A 22,475-nucleotide genomic window follows, 5' to 3' on the forward strand; every position below is an offset into this window, starting at 1 on the left:
CCTTTAACTCACTTATATAATCGTAAAATCGGAGAGATTGCTTTGATCAATAAGGGATAAGGTGCCCAACCCCACAAAGGTTGACATAAATTGAACGGTGGCAGTTGCATTGTTGTTGTAGGTGATCTCGGCCAGTTTTGCATCGGTGCCGTCGGAGGCCAGGAAGTAAATCACATCGCCACCCGCTTCGCCTTCCAACCCTAAAGCGGCTGTTTCAAAGGTGGCGGATTCCAGATTATCGAGAGCATCACTGATAATCACTATGCCAGTGTCGTTGCCAAGAGCGCTGCCACTTGTCAATAGTTCAGCCTGGTTACCATTACCCCGGAGTGTTGCGTTGTCCAAATTATCGAATGAGATCGTGTCGTTTTCTGCTTCGGTTAAACCCATAGCAAAGCCGTATATTTCGTCTTCGCCATTATCTGCAGGATCAGCTTCAAAGATCACTGTGTCTGCACCGCCACTGCCTATGTTAGTGGCAATGGTGAGATCATCCTTGCTGATATTATCCAGAGAGATACCAGTCAGGTTAAAGTCGATGGGCAATGTTGTATCAGCGGGTATTACCTGAAAAGTGACCAGCGCCGTATCGTAGGTCTCAAATCCAGGGGCTGTAAAGCCCGAGAACGTAATAGTGCCAGGGGCATCATCATTGATGGTCATATTATCAAATCCGCCAGCCTTGGTAGCGGAGCTTGCAACATAGTCAATAGTCGTATCATCAAACGTTAATGTGAAATCTACAGCGTTGAGTCCGACTCTTGTACTCTGATCCACCTGATCTTCTTTGACATAGATTCCATAGGTTTGAGTGCTGCCAGACGTACCCTCAAGCACAATAGAGAAAGCATCACTCCCTGCATTCCGATACTCAGATAGATATACTTTGTCGTTTCCTCCACCGAGATCAAATGCCTGATAGGTGTCGTTTGCCACTTCGCTATCCGCTCCGGTGGTTCCCGTCACCAGACTCTGATAGGTAAAGGTGATGCTTTCTGATGTAGCGCTGACTTTCTCGGATTTATCTTTGACGAATACATCTAACGTGAAGTCGCCGGTTCTGGATAACTCAGGCAGAGTTACATCTGCATAGCCGCTGGCAATATCGTCAGCTGTCAGAATATAGGTATGGAAACCGGCACCATTTTCTTCAATTGTCACCTCATCACCTACCACGGCTGCCTGACCATCGACGCTGGTGACATTTAACGTAACTCGCAGTGTTGGCGTACTGTCGTATTCGTCAGATTCCAAGGTCACTTCGGTGGGTTTATCAGGAGTTACTGTATCAAGGTATTGCGATTGCAGCGTCTGAATGTCTTCTATTGAATCCACATCCTGCAGCGCATCCATCAACGTATTAATGGTAGCGATAGTGTCTGTGCCCAGCCCCATACCAGATAGGAAAACGCTAACAAATGTATCGTTTGCAAAATTAAAGCTTTGGGCGAACGGGGTTGGTTCAAAATCTTTCATCGCTGAAGCAATATTTGAAATAATGTCATTTTGTAAAGACTCAATGCTATTGACATCCCTGCCCTGCAAGGCAATCGCCAATAATGACACTATTTGCACGGCAACTTTTTGCACGCTTATAGCCGTTGCATCGTTGCCTTCTGCCAAAGGATCATAGGTGGTCAAATCAATATTTGTGAACGTTCCAAGGGCACTGGCAATCAGCGTATTAGCGGCTGCCTCATCGGCGACAGAACCGCCTTCAATCAGAGCTTGAATAATGGTAGTTAACGGATTCACTACCGTTGAACCTGACGTTGCCTTGTACGTAAGGGTATTCACAATCCCGGTGTCGGTGTTAATACCGCCCTTGGCGATAATGCCATAATTGTTCGGATTATCCGCGGCTTCGAGCACGTAGCTGCCAAATGCATCGGTGACAACGCCTTCCAGCAGTTCATCATTATCGGCTATGCCGTCGCCATCGGCGTCCAGATAAATCTGTGCGCCCCGAATATAACCGTCAATTACTTTCACGGTAGAGAAATCACTGGCATCGTTACCGGCGATATCTTGGATAGATGCGATATCATCATTATCGCTGGGGTCTTCATAGGCGACAGTGACTGATGATCCTGAGGAAAATGATCCATCAGCCAGTTCTAATACGACAGTCTGCCCAGATACGGCGACAGAATTAACCGTTGCAATATCATTACCAACACTCACCGTAAATGCGCTGATTGAAGGAGTATTCGTCTCATCCAAATCCACATCATAAGTGATGGTCACTTGCTGAATGTCCGCATCCAGCACGACGGAATCCACCGATGGCGCCGTATTATCTGTACTGACGGCATTACTGATACTGCCAACGCTAGAAACATTACCGGCAGTATCAGTCTGGCGAACCTGAATAGCATTCGCTGCATAATCAGTATTTTCGGTCAGATCAAAGCTGGTACCCTCTCCCTCTTCCCAGGTTGTGCCACCATCGACGCTGTATTCCCAACTGGCGTTATCGCTGGACAGATCCACATCGACAGTCAGGTTGCTGGTTATGCCGTCGTTGTCGGCGGCACCTGTGTCGTCTGCTAATGTCACGCCGGGAGTCGGTACACTGACATCGTAAGTAAAGGTGCCTTCAAAATCTTCTGCCTCGTTGCCTGCAACGTCACTGACCGTGATTGTATAGTTCACGGGGCCTTCCGAGAGCGCCGTGAGATTAGCTGACGTTAATGTGATGATGGCAGAATTACCGCTTACCTCTGCCGTGAAATCATCTTCCCCAATAGTCAAGGTAACTTCTCTTCCGTCTTCTACACCGGTTGTGGTAACCGTCAACGTCTGGCTTTCGTTATCTTCCGTGGCATTCAATTCTGTACCAAAATCGAAGATTGCACTTTCAATGGTGGGCACTGTGGCGTCATAGGTAAAGTTGCCTTCAAATTCTTCAGCGGCATTGCCAGATGCATCACTCACATTCACGGTATACGTCACTGCACCTTCCGTCAGCGCTTGTAAGTCAGCCGCAGGAATGGTGATAGACGCTGAATTATCAGAAACATCTCCCGTGTAATTATTAACACCAATGGAGAATGTGATTTCCTGACCGCTTTCTACGCCGGTGGTGTTGATGGTGACTACCGCGTTGTTGTCGTCTTCCTCGGCGGTCAATACATCCCCGAAACTAAAAGAGACAGAATCAATGATAGGAGCCACCGTATCATTGAGAGTAAATTCATAAATATTGCTTTGATCAAACCCGGAAAGCTCACCCAACCCAATAAACTCGGCCATAAACTCAACGGTGGCGCTGTCATTTTCATAGGTGATGCGCGCCAATTTAGAATCGGTGCCATTGGTAGAAAGCAGATAAATCACATCACCATCCGCTTCTCCCCCAAAGGCGAGAGCTGCCGTTTGAACGGTGGCAGACTCCAGATCATCCAAGGCATCTTTGAGTACTACAAAGCCTGTATTAGCGCCCATGGTCGCACCGGACGTCAGGTTTTCCGCCTGATCGCCATTGCCTCGCAGGGAGTCCATATCCACATGATGTATTTCGATAGTGTCGTTTTCCGCTTCGCCTCTATCAACGGTAAAGCCGTAAATCGTATCCACACCGTTTTCTGAAGGATCCCCTTCAAAAATCACTTTATTAGCACCCCCGGTACCGATATTGGTGACGGTGGTGAAGGTTTCTTTCTCTGCATTATCAAGAGTGATTTTGTTGAATGTAAACTCAATTGGAGCATCAGCATTCGCTGGAGTCACATTAAATGTTGCGAAAGCCGTATCGTAATCGGTATAGCCAGGAGATGAGAAGCCAGAAAATGTCACGACCCCGTCGGTAATATCATCAGCACTATCACTGGCAGTGATCTGGGTAAAATCACTTGCCTTGTTCGCAGAATCAGCCTCATAGGTCACAGCACTGGTGGAGAAACTCAACTCAATATCCACAGAGCCTAACCCCTCATCCGCATCGGCCACTTGGGAGGCAACCACAAAGATACCGTAGGTCTGAACCCCGCTATTTTCACTAACCAATTCAATTCTCAATGCATCGCTGGCCACATTACGGAACTCCGACAGATAGACCGTATCGTTGTTTTCTTTTATATGAAATGTCTGATCCGTGTCGTTAGCGGTAAATGTGTCAGCACCGCTGGTACCTTCAACTAACCCCTCCTCAACTTCCAGCACATCTTCAAAGTTTTGCGAGGTGGGATTGCCGGCAGCATCGCTCACCACCACTTCTACATCGTAGTGACCATAATCCAATGCATCACTCGCTGGAATCACCAGCGTCCAGCTTGAACCATCTACGCTAAGAGCGCCATTAGAAAGTTCATAGGTGACCGAGTTCACGGTGACAGAAGTCAGTGTCGTTTCAGTATTATCAAAGGTACCGCTGATGGAAGGTGAGGTATTTGCTGTCAGCACTTCGGTGACAGTGGCTTCAGCCGCTGGTGCTACGCTGTCGTAGGAAAAACTGCCATCGGAGTTGGTGGTTTCGTTGCCTGCATTGTCCTTCACTTTCAATGTGTAGGTATTATTGCCTTCAGCCAGACTTTGCAGGTCGGTAGCGTTGACGTTAATGGTGGCTGAATTATCGTTTACTGTCCCGGTGTAGGTTTTATCGTTCAACGTTAATGTAACATCATTACCGTCCTGAACACCGCTGGTGGTCACTGTCAGCACTCTATCGGTATCGTCGTCTATGCCATTGAGTACAGCGCCAAAGTCGAAGGTAGATTCAGTGATTTCCGGTGGTGTTTTGTCATAAGTAAAACTGCCAGTGAATTCATCAGCAGGATTAGCATTCGCATCGGAAACATTAACAGTGTAATTATTAACTCCTTCAGTCAGGGTTTGAAGAACACTATTTGCTACGGTAAACGTTGCAGTTCCACCAGATACCTGAGCTGTATCTATATATTCATCTGCATTTATATTCAATGTGACCGTCTGACCATCTTCAACATTGGTATTAATGGTCAACGTTGCCGGGCTGTCATCTTCCGTTGCATTCAATTCTGAACCGAAATTAAAGCCATCAGAAGTCAACGTCGGGGTAGTCGTATTAAATTCAAAGCTTCCGGTGTTTACTCCTGCCCCATTTCCTGCGACATCACTTACATTTACTGTATAGTCAACTGATCCGTCTGCCAGATTATCCCATGCGCTGGCTGGCAGCGTGATTGTTGTCACATTGTTTTCAACCGAACCGGTATAGCCGTTGCCGTTAACATTGAGCGTTACGCTCTCGCCGTTTTCGACACCACTCGTGGTCACCTGAGCACTTGACTCTGCGGCCGCCTCAGCTGCGTTTAATGTGGTGCCGAATGAGAACGTTACGTCGGTGATGGTTGGCGCAGTATTATCGGTTTTGAAGACACTCTCATTGGTTTCTTCTTCGGATACATTACCAGCGGCGTCTATCTGGCGAACCCGAATTTCGTTTGCTTCGTATGTGGTATTGTCTGCCAGTTCAAAGCTGGTATTTGTACCGTCCACCCACGCGGCATCCTTCAGTTTGTACTGCCATTTCACCTGATCGGCAGCGAGACTAACGGTCACGGTCGTGTTTTGAGAGATGTTATCGCTGTTGCTTGAGCCTGTATCACTGGCTTCTGCGATTCTAAAAGTCGGTGCATCCGGAGCAGTATTGTCTGTGGTAATTGCATTGTTGTTCGTACCAGCATCAGAAACGTTACCCGCAACATCATATTGCCTGACCTGAATCTGATTCTCCCCGTAGACAGTATCCGCTGCCAGATCAAAACTGTTACTACTGCCTTCTGTCCAGCTGGCACCAGAATCCAGGCTGTATTCCCATTTGTCCTGCTCCGCGTCCAGCGTAACATTCACCGTTGAAGCGCTGGTGACATTATCAGTATTCGTGCCATCGTCACTGGTATCTTCCGCTAGCGCGAAAGTCGGTGCAGCAAACGCCGTTGTATCAATGGTAATTGCTTCAGCGTTAGTAGCAGCAGCGGAATCATTACCTGCAGAGTCCTGTTGAGTGACTTGGATAGCATCTACAGCATACGTCCCTTCAAGCAACTCAAAGCTGTTTCCATTGCCAGTGTCCCAGGTTGTGCCACCATCTACACTGAACTTCCAACTAACACGATCCTCTGCACCACCGCTGAACGTAACATAAACCGTCTGCTCATTTGTGATGTTATCCTCGCCATCTGAACCTGTGTCGTCCGCAAGCTCGAATGTGGGGGCATCGGGTAGCTGATTATCGGTGGTGATTCTCTGGGTGTTGCTGCGCTCGTCAGAAATATTCCCGGCAGCGTCGATTTGTCGAACGCTTATTTCACCAATGGCATAGACCGTATTTGCAGCCAGTTCAAAGCTGGTTCCATCGTCGTTAGTCCAGCTACCATCCTTTAATTTGTACTCCCATTTTGCCTGATCGCCAGCTCCAGCCGTACCTGATAATACGACATTAATCATTCGATTATTGGTAACGTTGTCATCGTTCTCAGAGCCTGTATCCGCAGCAAGACTGAAAGTGGGTGCATCCGGTGCCTGGATGTCCGTGACTATCTGGGCTTCATTCTGAGCTTCTGCTGATACATTACCTGCCGCATCAATCTGACGAACTTTGATCTCACCAATGGCGTAGGTCGTGTTCTCTTCTAATGTGAAACTGGTACCTGTGTGATTTATCCAGCTGCCACCTTTAAGCTGGTATTGCCAGTTATTATCAGCGGCAGTGCCTGTCACAGACACTCTCATTGTCAGCGAGCTGGTAACACCATCGGTATTATCCACGCCATCAACTCCGGTATCCTGAATTAATTCAAGCCCCGGAGCCACCGTCGCTGTGGTATCGGTTGTGATTTCTTCACTGTTTGAAGTGATACTTTCATTACCCGCGGTGTCAGTCTGGCGAACTTCTATCTCACCCTCGGCGTAGGTTTCGTTGGCTGCCAGTTCAAAGCTATTACTCGCCGTACCTGTGATCCAGCTGCCGTCTTTCAGCCGATATGCCCAGCTGGCCTGATCACCCTCAGCACCGGTTAACGTGACATTTATGGTTTGATCATTGGTCAAATTATCGGAATCACTGGAGCCAGTATCTGTAGCCAAAGCAAGCCCGGGGGCATCCGGTGCAATGGAGTCGGTGGTAATGGCTGCCGTATTGCTGGTTACTTCAGAGATATTGCCTGCATCGTCCGTTTGGCGAATCTGAATTTCACCCACTGCATAGGTGGTATTGGCATCCAGCTCAAAACTGTCACCAGAGCCCGTTACCCAGTCCGCATTTTTCAGTTTGTACTGCCAGATGGCCTGATCACCAGCATCACCGGATAGCGTCACATTCATGGTTAAATCATTGGTGATGTTGTCGCTGTTACTGTTTCCGGTATCTGCATTAAGTGTGAGTAGAGTAGGTTGAGCGGGCGCTGTCGCATCATAGGTGAAAGATGTATCAGCTGGAACGGTAGCTGCATTGCCTGCGACATCACTGACTGTCAGCGTGTAATTGACAGTGCCTTCAGTGAGATCATCCAGATCACCAGCGGGTACTGTAATTGCAACAGAATTGTTGTTCACCTCACCGATGTAATTGTTTCCGCCCAGACCAAGAGTCAGTGTCTGACCATCTTCAATGCCAGTAGTGCTGGCTGTCAGAGTGGCATCATTGTCATCTCCCACAGCGTTCAGGGTATCACCGAAATCAAAGGAAGCACTGGTAACCTCTGGTACGCCAGCGTCGTATGAAAAGCTGCCATTAAACGTATCTGCAGCATTACCTGCGGCATCGCTGGCGGTGACGGTAAAACTCACTGCATCACTTTCTGGAATATCTTGCAAATCTGCGGCTGGCACAGAAATAGTAACCGTGTCTCCACTGACGTTTTCTGTGTAGGATTTTCCATTGAGCGTTAAAGTGACAGGGCGACCATCATCCAGCCCGGTTGTGCTCACGGTTAATGTGGCGTCATTGTCGTCGGATGTGGCATTCAGGGTGTCATCAAAATTAAAGGTGGCACTGGTAATTTCGGGTTTCAAAGAGTCTTTGTTAAAACTGCCACTTTGCTCGGCTGCCGCATTGCCAGCAGCATCACTGACGTTGATGGTGTAGGTGTGGTCTCCTTGATTCAAACCCTGCAACACGGTTGAACTCACGGTAAAGGTCGCGGAGTTATCATTCACAGTTGCCGTATAATTGATGCCATTTAAAGTTAAGGTGGCCTGCTCTTCATCTTCCACATTGGTGGTGGTGATGGTTAATGTACCGTTATTGTCGTCTTCGCTGGCATTGAGCACTGAGCCAAAGTTAAAAGCGCCTGCTGTGAAAGTGGGTGCGCTTTTATCGTACTTGAAATCACCTTCATAGGCTTGAGCGGCATTGCCCGCAGCATCACTGACAGTCACCGTATAATCAACTTCGTCAGCTTCAGTGATTTGACGTAAAGGGACTCCGCCCACAGTTATCTCTGCTAAGTTATTGTTAACCTGACCTGTATAACCCTGTCCGTTCAATAGAAGAGTAACTGTTTCACCATTTTCTACACCGCTGGTGGTGACGCTCAGTACTGCATCATTGTCGTCTTCTGTGGCATTGAGTACCGGGCCAAAGTTAAATGTTGCATCTATTATTTCAGGCGATACTGTATCTTTAGTAAAACTGCCAGTCAGTGTATCTGCAGGAGTCTCGGCAGCGTTACTTACCTCAACGGTGTAATCATATTCTCCTTGTTCCAAATCCTGCAGCACAGTAGAGCCTACAGTGAAAGTTGCTGAGCCGCCTGTTACCGTAGCTACATATTCTTCACCATTCAGGGTCAGCGTAGCTTCTCGAGTATCTTCAACACCGGTTGTAGTGATTTCCAATGTACCGTCATTGTCGTCTTCATTGGCATTTAACTCTGATTCAAAATTAAACCCGTCAGATAAAATAGTGGGCTGATTGGTATTGTATTCAAATGAGCCTGGAAACGAAGTTGCCGTGTTCCCAGCCAGATCACTGACGTCTACGGTATAGTTGACAGTTGTTCCTGTATCATCTGTTGTTAAATCGGCTAATGCTTGTAAATCAGCCGCTGGAATTCCTGAGATGGTGGCAACATTATTACTCACAATGCCATTGTAGGCTTGGTTATTCAGCATCAGTGTAACTGTTTGACCGTTTTCCACACCCGTGGTTTCAACGCTCAAGCTGGCAGGACTATCATCTTCCGCAGCATTCAAAATCGAACCAAATGAGAATGAAGCTTCGGTGATTTCCGGCGCTGTATTATCCGTTCTATATACTGTGTCGTTAGTTACTATGTCAGAAACATTTCCTGCGGTATCCGTTTGGCGAACCTGAATATCATCAACGGCATAGGTCGTATTATCGGCCAGATCAAAACTTAAACTGTTGTCACCTGTCGTCCAGCTATCACCACCATCAACGCTGTATTCCCAACTGGCCTTATCGTCACTACCACCGGACAATGTCACCGTAATGTTTTTGTTGCTGGTGATGTTGTCATTATTTGCGCCAGTGGCGGTTCCGGTATCTTCTGTCAGTGAAAAGCTGGGGGCTGCAGGTGCGGTAGTATCAGTAGTGATCGCGTTGGGGTATTGGAATACATTGGAGGTATTACCAGCCGCATCGGTCTGCCTGACCTTAATTACATTGGCTGCGTAGCTGGTATTGGCAGCCAGCTCAAAACTGTCGCCACTGCCCTCAGTCCAGTTATCACCATTATCCAGGCTGTACTCCCAAGTGGCCGCATCGTCAGCAACGGTCACGTTCATGGTTAAGTCGCTGGTAACACCGTCACTGTTATCGCTACCGGTATCTTCGTTTAAAGTAACTTCTGGCGCTGCGGGTGCAGTTGTGTCGGTGGTGATGGCCGTTTCGCTACTGGTGATGGCTGAAACATTGCCAGCCGCATCGAATTGGCGAACCTGAATGGCGCCGGCTGCATACTCTACCCCAGCCTCCAACTCGAAAGAAGTGCCGCTACCCCCATCAGTCCAGTCGCCTCCATTAAGCCTGAATTCCCAACGATCCTGATCGTCGGCCAGGGTCACATTCATGGTGAGGTCGTTAGTCACATCATCATTACTGTTGCTACCGGTGTCCTCATTAAGAGTCAGCCCCGGCGCATCTGGACCAGTGTTGTCGGTAGTAATTTCAGTATTGATGGTGCCAACGGTCGACACATTGCCAGCAGCATCGTACTGTCGAACCTGTATATGACCATCGTCGTAAGTTGTGTCTACTGCCAAGTCAAAGCTTTCACCAGAACCTTCCGTCCATGAACTGCCATTATTCAGGCTGTATTCCCATTTGACCTGATCGTCTGACAACGTGACATCCACGGCACGGTTGCTGGTGATGTTGTCACTGGTGTTGCTGCCGGTATCTGCATTCAGAGCCAGAGTTGGCTCGGTTAAAGGTGTGTTATCAATAATGAATGTGCTTTCATTACTACCAGCGTCCGATACATTACCCGCCGCATCGAATTGGCGAACCTCAATATCATTGGCGTTATAAGTTGCATTTGCTGCCAGCTCAAAGCTACTGCCATCACCATTCTGCCAACCAGTCTCATCATCTACCCAATCAGCCTCATCATTGCTTTTTAAGCGGTATTCCCAGCGTACATCGGCACTGTCAACATTGACGTTTACAACCCAATCCCTGGTGATGCTGTCGCTATCACTGCTACCAGTATCGGTATTTAAATTCAGCTCAGGTGCATCTGGAGCAGTGTTATCGACTGTGATGGCGCTGTCATTTTTTCCAACCAGTGACACATTACCCGCTGCATCGGTTTGCCGAACCTGAATCTGCTCTGGGGCATAGGTAGTATTTTCTGCCAGATTAAAGCTGGTTCCGGTGCCTGTCTGCCAGCTTGAACCCCCATTCAGGCTGAACTCCCAGCTTACTCTGTCTTCGTTATCACCGAGGTTTACAACACCATCTGTCGTAATGCCATCGCTATTATTATTATCGGTATTACTGGTATCGTTTTGTAATGAGAAACCCGGTGCGGCCAGAGCAACAGTGTCAATAGTTATCGCGTCGCTGTTGTTGAAAATGGATGAAGCATTTCCGGCGCCATCAAGCTGTCGAACCTCAATTGAGCCAGCGGTGTATTCCCTATTTGCGCCGCCTTCCAGCTCAAAGCTGCTGCCAGTGCCATTAACCCAATCATTATCATCACTGCTATTCAGACGATACTGCCAACTTACTCCGCCATCGGACAATTCAACATTAACGGTTGTGTCATTGGTCAAGCCATCGGTGTTGCTGTTGCCTGTATCACTAGGCAAAGTCACGGCAGGTGCTTCGGGTACGATATTATCAACGGTCAGAGCGTCGCTGTTGCTGGCAATGGCAGATACATTCCCGGCGCCATCAATCTGGCGAACTTCTATAGTGCCTGCGGGGTATTCCGTATTGTCTGCCAGCTCAAAGCTGCTGCCAGTTTCATTAACCCAGTCGTTATCATCATTACTGTTCAAACGATACTGCCAGCTGACACCACCATCGGACATGGTAACCGTGACGGTTCTGTTCTGGGTAATGTTGTCATCTGCTCCGGTGTCACTTGGTAACTCGACGGATGGCGCTTCTGGTGCAGTGTTGTCGGTGGTGATGGCAACGGTATTATTGGCTGTGGAAGAGTTATTACCGGCTGTATCGGTTTGGCGCACTTGAATAGCATTCGTGGAATACTCGACATCTGTCGCTAAATCAAAACTATTGCCACTGCCAGTTTGCCAGTTTGCGCCACTATCCAGGCTGTATTCCCAACTGGCCTGATCTGCATCACCACCGGAAAGCACGACAGTGACCGTACGATTTTGAGTAACGCCATCAGCGGCACCGGTGTCAGTTGGCAGAGTGATTGTGGGCGCATCAGGCGGAGTGGTATCCAAGGTAAATGTATCTTGAGCCGTGGATTCGCCTTCGGTGTTTCCTGCTGAGTCGGTGATGGTGGCGGTAAGGGTATATTCTTTTTCGTCGGTTAAGTTATTCAGTATAATTTCAGCGTAACCATTGGTTATATCGTCTTCATCCACTTTATATTCGCTGTGCAGCGATGTGCTTTCACTACCCACTTCATAGACTTTGATGACGTCATCAATAAATACGGCAGAACCATCAGTACTATCAACATCCAGCTCAACCTTGACGACCACTGGGTTTGTGGCGAATTCGTTAATTTCAATGTTAATGGCTGCGCTTGGTGCCACGTAATCAAGGTATTTTTCCTGAACGTCTGCTATTGCTTCGGGAGTTTCAGACTCTTCTATCTCACGAGCAGCGGCAACAATTTCGTCACGAACGATCGTGTCTATCTCCAGACCAACAATCGCGTCATCAATAACACTGCCATTCATCAAATTAACGGGGTCGCTGGTTCCATCAGCTTCATTCTTAGCAATATTATTAACCAGTACTTCTGCAATATTGCTGAGAATCGCTGCTTCATTGCTTTGAACCGTTTCATCATCTCCGCTTTCAAGCGCCTCTTTAGACGCCATAGTAATCAGAGATACAATTTGCACTGCAGCCTTTTGAGCCTCCATGGCTTCTGTGTCATTTGAATCAGCAGCCAAATCAGCAAGAGGGTCATAGGTTTTAAGATCAATACCTTCTTTCAAACCCAGTGCTTTAATGACGATTTCCGCTGCTGCTTCCTGGTTTGCTGCCTGACCATTGTCAATTAACGTTTCCGCCAGGGTGGTGATGGGATTGATGATTTCTGAGCCCGCCGCCCCTCTCAAGCTTATGGTGTTAACAACACCGGTATCCGTGTTGACCCCACCTTTGGCGATAATGTCATAATTATTGGGGTTGGCATCTGCAGCCATTGAGAAGTAGCCGTCTTCATCGGTAAACACCCCTTCAAGACGTTCGTTGTCATCGGCAAGCCCATCATTGTCCTGATCCAGATAGATCTGAGCACCTTCTATATAACCGTCTGCGACTCTGCCTGTGATGTCTGGCACAGCATCAGGAACAGTTGCACTACCAGAACTACTACCATCGCTACTGCCATCGCTACTGCCAGAACCACTACCATCGCTGCTGCTACCACCACCAGAAGCTGCAGCAATTGCCCCAACGCCACCCAGAATATAAGGTGCATACTCCCAAATCGGAGAGGAAAACTCTTGCCAGATTTCATCGCCAGTTAAAAAATCAAAGTTTATTGGCTGGTTTTCATCGCTAAATAATGAAGTAGTGCTGTCATGGTGGGAAGGTGTTGATTCAGATTGATCAGAGCCATTATCGTCAAGATAATGCCCAGCCAGTTCTAAAACGGGGTTAGGGTTTGAATAAAAAGCAGCATTATTGAAAAAATCATTGAGCAGCAATGAATCACCATTTCCCAACTCAATAATTAAATCGCCATCCTTTTCATTAAGAGTGTGCTTGACGCCTGATTTCTTATCAGAGCTAACAATAGTAACTCGGTCACCCATTAAAAACTTGAAGTTTGCAAGCTCATTTTTAGCGAGCTGCAGAACCTCACCATTCTTGCGAACCACCAGCAGAAAAAAACCCGACGACATAAAAAAGCCCCTGATATTAATACACTTTTACAAAAACTGAATCAAAACGCCAGACTCAAAAATAATTCTTATATTCATCTAATACTTTGGTTGAATCTTTAGTGTAGCAGTCTAACCTTAATTTAAACCCAATCAATTAAATCATTTAAAAATCTTATAAAACCAATTAAAAACACTAACCAAAACCACTTTTTATAAATGAGCTTTTCTATGAATAAATCAAAGCTAGTCATTATTGATTCTTCACTCGACGATAAAGATGAGATCCTCAATCAATTTTCCAGTGATGCTCATATCATTTATCTTTCTCCGGATTCTGACGGCTTTGATCAACTGCTCCCTGAATTAACAGAAAACAATCAATTCTCCAATGTTCATATATTTACCCACGGTGAAGCCGGCAGTTTTGAATTGGGTTCAACCTCCGTTAATCAATCCTATCTGGATAACAACACGGAATCCCTGAGCCAATTAAAAAGCCATTTTGCCCCCGGTGTTGATATTCACCTTTACGGTTGTGATGTGGCCTCCACAGACAACGGTCAATTATTTCTGGAAAACCTTGCCACAACGCTGGATGCCGATATTGCCGCCTCTGATGATCTGACCGGTATTGATGGCGATATGGAGCTGGAATTCAGCACCGGAGAGTTATCAACGGAATCCGTTAGCGATATTGAACTGACCACCAACCTGAATGTGAGCTGGCTCGGTGATATCACAAACAGCTATTTCTCCGACTTAATCGCCAGTTACGACGATGACAACTCCTTTGTATATTCAGAAATTCTCGACATGATTCAACAAGTCGTTGATGGCGGGATTACAGAATCAGAACATGCCGACCTGAAAACCTTCTACTCCAAAACGTCTAACGACAACCAGTTCGCAAACGATTATCTGGAAACCGTCACCTATAACACCATCTACAGCAATAAAGGGAATGATTACTGGTGGGGTGGAGTTACCGATATTGATGACCGTATCGATCTCGGTAATATGGACGCTGGCATGACTGAGGAAAAAGGCGACTACCTCATCGGCAAATGGTTTCTGGGCACAGACACGCCAATGCCTGTAGTGGGAGGCGACACTGCAAATAACTCAGCGTCTTCCGGTGTCTACAGTTACAGCTTGGCAACCGGAGATTTCTGGGAAGCTAATACGCCGCTGGCAAACAGCCAGGGTGAAGGCGATCTCATTGATGAAGATGATGTTAATCAAGGGCAAGCAGGGACATGCTACCTTCTGGCAGCAATGGGCGCTATTGCTCATGATGATACGTCCAGTTATCTCACAGATGCAGTAACAGACAACGGAAATGGCACCTACGGTATTCGATGGTATGTTGACGGCGAAACTTACTATACAACGGTAGATAAGCAGGTCATCACCAATACCAGTGGCACAAAAATGGTGCTCACAGGTAACCCCGACAAGGCATTGGATGGTGAGTTGTGGGCTGCGTTGTTTGAGCGCGGTTATGCGCAACTGAACTCTCAGGTTAAAGTAGGTGATAACCTGGAAGCCAGCATACAAGCGGTTGAGGGTGGAATGGCAGATCCACTGACCCATATTACCGGCCTGGATTTCACCTATTATTCGGCCTCCTACAACATGGGAAGCGGAACCAAAATATTCACCCAAAATGATGAAAGCTTCAGCACCTACAAAACTGAAATAATTAATGCGCTGACGGTTGATAACTCCATCGGTTGGATTGGTGCTTGGGGAGACCATAAAGTTAATGGCAAGCAGACCGTGGTCAGTGGTCATGCTCAAATGCTGCTGGACTACAACAGTGATGACGATACATTCCTGATGCAAAACCCCTGGGGTGCGGGTGAGTCAAGCAGCTGGATCGGCACTTACTGGTTGAAACTGGAAGACTTCTGGAATGCAGACGTCAAACCAGTAATCGCCATATCCGAAAAGCCCGATCTGACCCCAAAACCGACATACCAATACGAAATCGTCGTACAGAATTCCCCCGTGGTAGAAGGTGACGCCGTTACCTTTGAAATTCGCAGGAGCGACTCCAATACCGAAACCAACGCTGCAAACGGACAATACGACATTGAATCATCGGTTTACTGGTCAACACTGTTGACGGACACAGGCGATGCAGCAGATGAATACGACTTTGAACAGATAGACAAAAAGAAAGTCACCTTTGCAAAAGACAGCAACACAATGACCATTACCCTGGATACTTATGAAGACAATCTGGGGGAAGCGCTCGAGTCCTTTAAGCTCGCGCTTTACGAAGAAGAGAAAGATACAACCCCTGCCACGTCAGAAACCGTCGCCATTGCCAATAAAACTGCCGCTGAGTTTAATTACACCATCACCACCAGTAACGACACAGAAGCCAATGCAGCGACAGAAGGTGACAGCATCAGTTTCAAGATCTCACGAGATGGTGACAGTGAGCGCTCGGTGGTTTACCTCAGCACCGTTCACGGTGGAACCGACAATTCTGACTTCGAACAGCTCGATAATTACGCCATGGTGTTTGAAGCCGGCGAAACAGAAAAGACCATAGATATCGTATCCTCAAACGACAGTTCTGACGAAGGTGTAGAAACCTTCGATTTGGTACTCCGCGAAAGCCGGGGCGGTAGCACTATTACCAGCAAAACCGCTCACATTACTGACTACGATGCCCCCTCCATTGAATACTCTGTGATTACCGATGCGGCCAGTGAATCGGGTGCTGTGGCAGAAGGTCAGCGAGTTGATTTCACTATCAGTCGCAGTGTTTCCGGTTTTACGTCGTCTGTCTTTGTTAAAACGGTCACAAAAACAGCCGGTTCTGAAGATTTTGAAGGCATCAATAAAACTGTTGAATTTGCTCCTAACCAGAAAGAAGCCACTGTCAGCGTCTGGATAAACAAAGACCTATGGCTGGAAACCAGCGAATATTTTGCTCTGGAAGTATTCAACAACGAAAACGATGAAGAGCCCGTAGCCACCAGCACAGCCTTTATCGAAAACACACCTTACGATGATTACAACTACACACTATCAACCACTACTGATGATAATGGAGACGACCTACCCGTCACTGAAGGCGACAACGCCAAGATCACCATTACCCGAAGCGGCACTGGTAATGCATCCACGGTCTATATTCGGACGGCAGAAGGCTCCGCCCAAGGGGATGACTTCAAAGAGATGGATCGCTTTGCCGTTGAGTTTGCTGAACACGAAGCATCGAAAACCATCGATATCAAAACCTTTACTGACAGCGTCAGCGATGACAACGAAGCATTTCAGGTGCAGTTGCTGAGAAACCCATCGGACGATGAAGCCACCGAAACTCTGGACATCACCCTGGCCGACAAAACCATAGAAGACTACGGCTATACATTGACAACAACAGGCGGTGGCGGTAGCGCAGAAAACGAATTTATTGAAGGTGATACGGTTGAATACACCATCACCCGTGATGGCGGTGACTCTGGCAATGGCAGCGGCACCAGCTCAACAATTTATCTAAGCACCACTGGCGTCACCGCAGGTGATGCCGATTATGTCGCAGCCGATACTGTGGCACTGACTTTTGCCGCCCATGAGACAACCAAAACGTTCACCGTCGAAACCCGTGAAGACAGCCGGACAGAAGGATCGGAAAGTTTTAAGCTATCACTGTTCAAAACCGAATCCGATGCGGCAAACAACAACGCCCTGCAAACCGCAGAAGCCACTCTGGTCGATAGTTCTCAAGCATCCAACCAATACACCTACGAATTATCAGCCGAAAAATCCGTGCTGGAAGGTGAAGACTATCAATTCACTATCGAAAGAGGCACCACCGGTTCTCCCAGTTCTGTTTATGTAAAAACGTCTTTCTGTAACTCAGACAGCAGTGACTTCGATGTCATGGCATTGACCAAAGTTAATTTTGGTTCCGTTGAAGAGCAAAAGACCATCAGCGTTGCAACCTACAATGACAACCAGATAGAAGGCACAGAATGTTTCTGGTTTGAAGTTTACGCCAGTAAAGCAGATGCGGAGAACTACAACTCTATTGCCCGCTTCAGAGCCAATATTCAAGATAAACTGGAAACACCGGTCTATCAGTACACCGTCACCAGCTCCACCGAAGACAAACCCACCGAAGAAGCAGCTGACCCAACCGCTGCGGATGAAGGCACAGAGATCACCTTTAACATCAAACGTGAATTGCTGAATGATGATCAGGCCGTTGATGAAGGTCCATCAAGCATTTATATCAACACAACGGATGGCACGGCAGGCAGTTTGGACTACGAAGGGTTGGAGCTAAATGAAATTCAATTTGCCTCAGCAGAAGACAATGAAAAAAGCGTCACCATTCAGTTAAATACCGACACAGCACAAGAAACAGAAGAGTACTTCTGGCTTAATCTTTACGAAACCTATGCTGATGGGTTAAACCAGAAAACCCTTGACGTTGCCAAGGGGCGTATCGAGCACGTTGACCCTACACAAGCCTACAGCTACACCATAGAAGCACTGGAAAACGATAATGGCGATAATGCGGCCCTGGAGGGAGACTCTATCGCATTTCGCATAAGCCGTGAGCGGGATGTGGATTACCTTGAAGATACTGCATCAACCACTTACATAGGTACCTGGGAGGGCTCAGCCATTGAAGGCCTTGATTACCTGGCAATGGACCCCACCGAGATAGTCTTTGGTAAAAATGAAACGGAAAAAGTCATCACCATTGAAACACTGAGGGATACCAACACCGAGCAAACCGAAGAATTCTGGTTGATGCAATATGACACGGCAGCAGATGCAAAAACCCAGAACTATGAAGCATACGCCGCAGGCTACATCAAAGACGACACAAACACTGATGTCTTAACCTATGAAATGACCACCAATGCGGCAGAGGATCAATTATCGGAAGGGCAGCAGATCGAAGTGACCATCACACGCAAGGGTGTTGATCTCAATCTCTCTTCCACCATTTATCTGGAATCCATGACTGGGAATGCCGACGGTCTGGATGTCGAAGAACTGGAACTGACCAAAATCGAGTTTGCCCCTAACGTAGAGAGTAAAACCATTACTCTCAACACATTTGTCGATTATGACTCGGAAGGTGACGAATATTTCTATATAGCCCGCTACGATAATCACACACAGGCAACCGACAAAAATGCAGTGGATTCCACCAAAGTTTACATTGGTGACACGGATGACAATGCACAGCACTACAATTACGAAATCATCATGCCCGCCGACGCCAATGGCATTCATTTCTTTAACGAAGGCTATGACATTCCGGTCACCATTCGCAGAACCCAAGATACTGAAAACCTCAGTACCGATGTAGCCTCTACCGTCTATCTCTCGGCCATTGAAGGCTTTGCAGACGCCACCGACTTTGATCCGATCACCAACATGGCAGTCAACTTTGCGGCTGACGAGCAGGAAAAAACCATTAACATCCGTACCTTTTCAGACTCTGAAGTCGAGCTGGTACCCGAAACATTGACTATTGGTGTTTTCAAAACTTATTCGGATGCGGTGTTCACCATCACTGACGTATGGGATACAGCCTTTATTCAGGATGATAATACGGATCATCAATTCAAAATCAAAAATGTTGCCCTATCCAGCTCGGCGACCACAGAAGATGTCCTTGATGAAGATGGTAACCCGGTGCTGGATGACAATGATCAAAACATCACCCAAAGCATCATGAACTTTGATACGCCAACGGCAATTGGTGATGTTCCCATCATCCAAAGTGGTGAGAGTTCTTATCGCACTCTGGCAGTGGAAGAGGGTAAGACTGTCAAGTTCACCGTAGAAAGAACCATCGGTTCGCAAGACATTGGCGCAAGAATGTACGTCAATACTTCCGGTGGCTATTCCACATCGGACGACTATGAAGCGCTGAACGCTCAGGAAATATGGTTTGAGGTTGGCCAGAGCGAAGTTGAAGTCGAATTTCAGGTCTACCGCGACAGTGACAGCACCGAGGCCGAAGAATATTTCTGGTTTGAAACCTACAATAGTTATGACGATGCTTATTGGGGAGCCCAGTTCACCGATTATACCCGCATTAATATCGACAATGTCGCGTTAGCTAATGACTACACCATCACCAGTTCAACCAACAACACCGATGGCGGCGCGGCGGAAGAAGGCGACACCATTACGTTCACAATCACCCGTGATGGCAGCGAAGGTGAAGAGGAGGTTTATCTGCGCCTTTACGAAGGGTCTGCGGAACGCACGATCAGTCAATCGTACTGGGAAGGAGACCAAGGGTTTTCTGGCGCCTATAACCCCAGTCAATTTGGTGATTTTATCGACGATGAGGGCTGGCCAACCACCGATCCCAGAGTCGTTACTTTTGCAGACGGTGAAACTGAGAAGACCATCACCGTTGACACCATCGTTGATACCAAAGTTGAAGGGATAGAAACCTTTGAACTGCTACTGTTTGGTGATCGGTGGGATGCCTATTTTGCCGACATCTCTGATGAGTACAGCTATGTTACCAAAGATGTCGCTCATATCAGAGATCAAGTCACGGCCACTGAGGATGGCTTCACGTTTACCCTCTCAGCGGACTCAACCAACGTAAACCCAACGGTAGAAGGCGATACGATGACCTTTACCGTCACTCGTGCCGGTGGCCCAAATAATGATGGTACTGGCACGGCTTCTGACATTTACCTGCTGGCAGATCTATTACAAGCACGGCCAGAGCCAGGCATTGCTGATCAAGGAGACATTGAGTGGCCTTTTGACCCTCAGCCAAGTTTCCAGAAAGTCAGTTTTGCAGCCAACGCCACCACCGCCACATTAACGGTGAATACTCTTTCAGACCCTGGGCCTGAGGGTCTGGAAGAACTCACTATGTACTTGTTCGATCGTGAATATGAACTCTCAGACAATGTTTTTAATCAGGCCCTAACCAGTACAAAAGGTTATATTACAGATCCAACCTCAAGCGCCACGCCACCCGAAACGGGCTCAACGCCACCACCTTTGGGCACAGGTACAGCCAGTGATGTCGATATCGCGCTGACAGATACCGGTGACGGCTCCGCTTCTCACCCCGGACACGATGGCTCCTTATATACCAACAAATACGCCTTTGCAGAAATTCGCGATGATGGCAGCGTGGTCGCCTGGGGCGAAAACGACAAAGGCGGCGATATTGAATCAATCCAGGGTCAACTGGTTAACGTTCAATCCATCAGCGCCACACACGGTGCCTTCGCTGCCATCAAGTCCGATGGTTCTGTAATCGCCTGGGGAGATGAAGATGATGGTGGAGACAGCAGTGATGTAGCTGCTCGCCTGAACGGCAACAATGCCGTCGTGAGCATCGCCTCCACACACTCAGCATTTGCCGCTCGTCACGAAGACGGCACCGTCACCGTGTGGGGTAAAAACGCCAATGGTGGTAATATTTCCTCCAGTGTCGAAACCCGGCTAAATGATACGGACAACCCGGTCACTGAGCTTTATTCAAACAGCTCAGCCTTTGTCGCCGTTCATCAGGATGGCTCTCTCACCACCTGGGGCTTCAGTACCTTTGGTGGCGACAGCTCCGGTGTTGCCAGTGACATTGATGGCACCGTTGATGTAGTGGCTGTGGAATCCACACACTCATCATTCGCAGCCGTTCGCTCTGACGGTAAAGTCATTACCTGGGGTAACGAATACGATGGCGGCGACTCCAGTGAAGTCGAAAGCAGCCTGAATGGCGATGCCTACGATGTGCTGAAAGTGTGGTCCAATGCCTCCAGTTTCGCGGCACTGCTTGACAACGGAGCCATCAAAACCTGGGGTGACCCCACCACCGGTGGTGACAGCTCGGCAGTCGCTGAGTTATTGGATGGCTCAACCAACATCAAAGAGGTGTATGCCAGTAACAACGCATTTGTTGCACTGACAGAAAACAACACTCTGGTGACCTGGGGTGATCCGGATTATGGCGGTGGCGCTCTTCCAGATACCCTTGATGGCAAGGAAGTTTCAACGGTTATTGCCAATGAAGCTGCATTCGCTGCCATTCTTAGCGATGGGTCTGTCGTCACCTGGGGACAAAATGCTTACGGTGGAGACAGCAGTTTCGTTGCCAGCTCGCTCGATGGCACGATTGATGTCACCTCCATTGTCGCCTCTGGCAACGGTTTCTCTGCTATACGCTCTGATGGTTCCTTAGTTTCATGGGGCGGTGGCTTACTAGAACAGGAAATGACAGACATTCAAAATACGCTGGATGGTGACATCGATGTTGTGAAAGTGATTGCCAACGATGCCGCCTTTGCAGCTATTGATGCAAACAACAACGTCTACGGATGGGGTAACCTGGAATACGGCGGCAACACCAATGGTGTGGACTTATCTGAATCCGGAAATGGTATTCGCCTGATTGTGAGTGGCAGCGCCATTCAAACCCGTGGTGGCGTCATTTTGACCGGTGTCGAAGTCCTTTGTGACTTGGTCGGTGCAGACGATGTAACCGTCACTACTGCTGCTGATGGCTCCTTTGAATTTGATCTTGACGGTGATACCGACCTTTCCGGAGCATCAGTGACCGCCAGTCTTGATACCGCAGGCGATGCGCTGATTAGCAGCAGTATTGATCTGCAAGACGCTTTGGCTTGCCTTAACCTCGCCGTGGGGTATGGCGTGACCGAGGACTCTACCGCCGACAGTGATGATTTGATTGCAGCTGACTTCAACGGTGATGGTGTGGTTAACTCGCAGGATGCTCTGGAAATCTATGAATACTCACAAGGCATTGGTTCCGGCTCCAACGCCGCACCCGATTGGCTATTTGTGGACACTGACGTTGCCGGAGTATCACTGGATAATGTTGCTTTCGAAACGGCTGTAGCGATTGCTGGAGCCAATAGCGATGTTAATTTGATGGGTATTTTGCGGGGAGATATTGACGCCTCTTATGGTGCTTGAGTACTGCAAGATGGGGAGCG

Annotated in this window: 2 protein-coding genes; one reads left to right on the forward strand and one right to left on the reverse strand. The window is 47.8% G+C overall.

Translation table 11 applies throughout. From position 1 onward, the window contains the following. Nucleotides 1–12: 12 nt before the first annotated feature. The gene (locus tag Q1B11_RS09145; protein WP_299731040.1) at nucleotides 13–13,512 is read right to left on the reverse strand and encodes an Ig-like domain-containing protein; all 13,500 of its coding nucleotides are present in this window, start codon (nucleotides 13,510–13,512) and stop codon (nucleotides 13–15) included. A 210-nt stretch (nucleotides 13,513–13,722) separates the two neighbouring features. Between Q1B11_RS09145 and Q1B11_RS09150 the strand changes: the two genes are divergently transcribed. Beyond that, the gene (locus Q1B11_RS09150; protein ID WP_299731043.1) at nucleotides 13,723–22,455 is read left to right on the forward strand and encodes a Calx-beta domain-containing protein; all 8,733 of its coding nucleotides are present in this window, start codon (nucleotides 13,723–13,725) and stop codon (nucleotides 22,453–22,455) included. The last annotated feature ends 20 nt before the right edge of the window (nucleotides 22,456–22,475 follow it).

This window comes from uncultured Endozoicomonas sp. (assembly GCF_947495845.1).
Lineage (GTDB): Bacteria > Pseudomonadota > Gammaproteobacteria > Pseudomonadales > Endozoicomonadaceae > Endozoicomonas.

What these genes read in the sequence shown, in the direction of transcription:
- Q1B11_RS09145 (WP_299731040.1), bottom strand. Translation starts at nt 13,512, where the DNA reads ATGTCGTCGGGTTTTTTTCTGCTGGTGGTTCGCAAGAATGGTGAGGTT.
- Q1B11_RS09150 (WP_299731043.1), top strand. Translation starts at nt 13,723, where the DNA reads ATGAATAAATCAAAGCTAGTCATTATTGATTCTTCACTCGACGATAAA.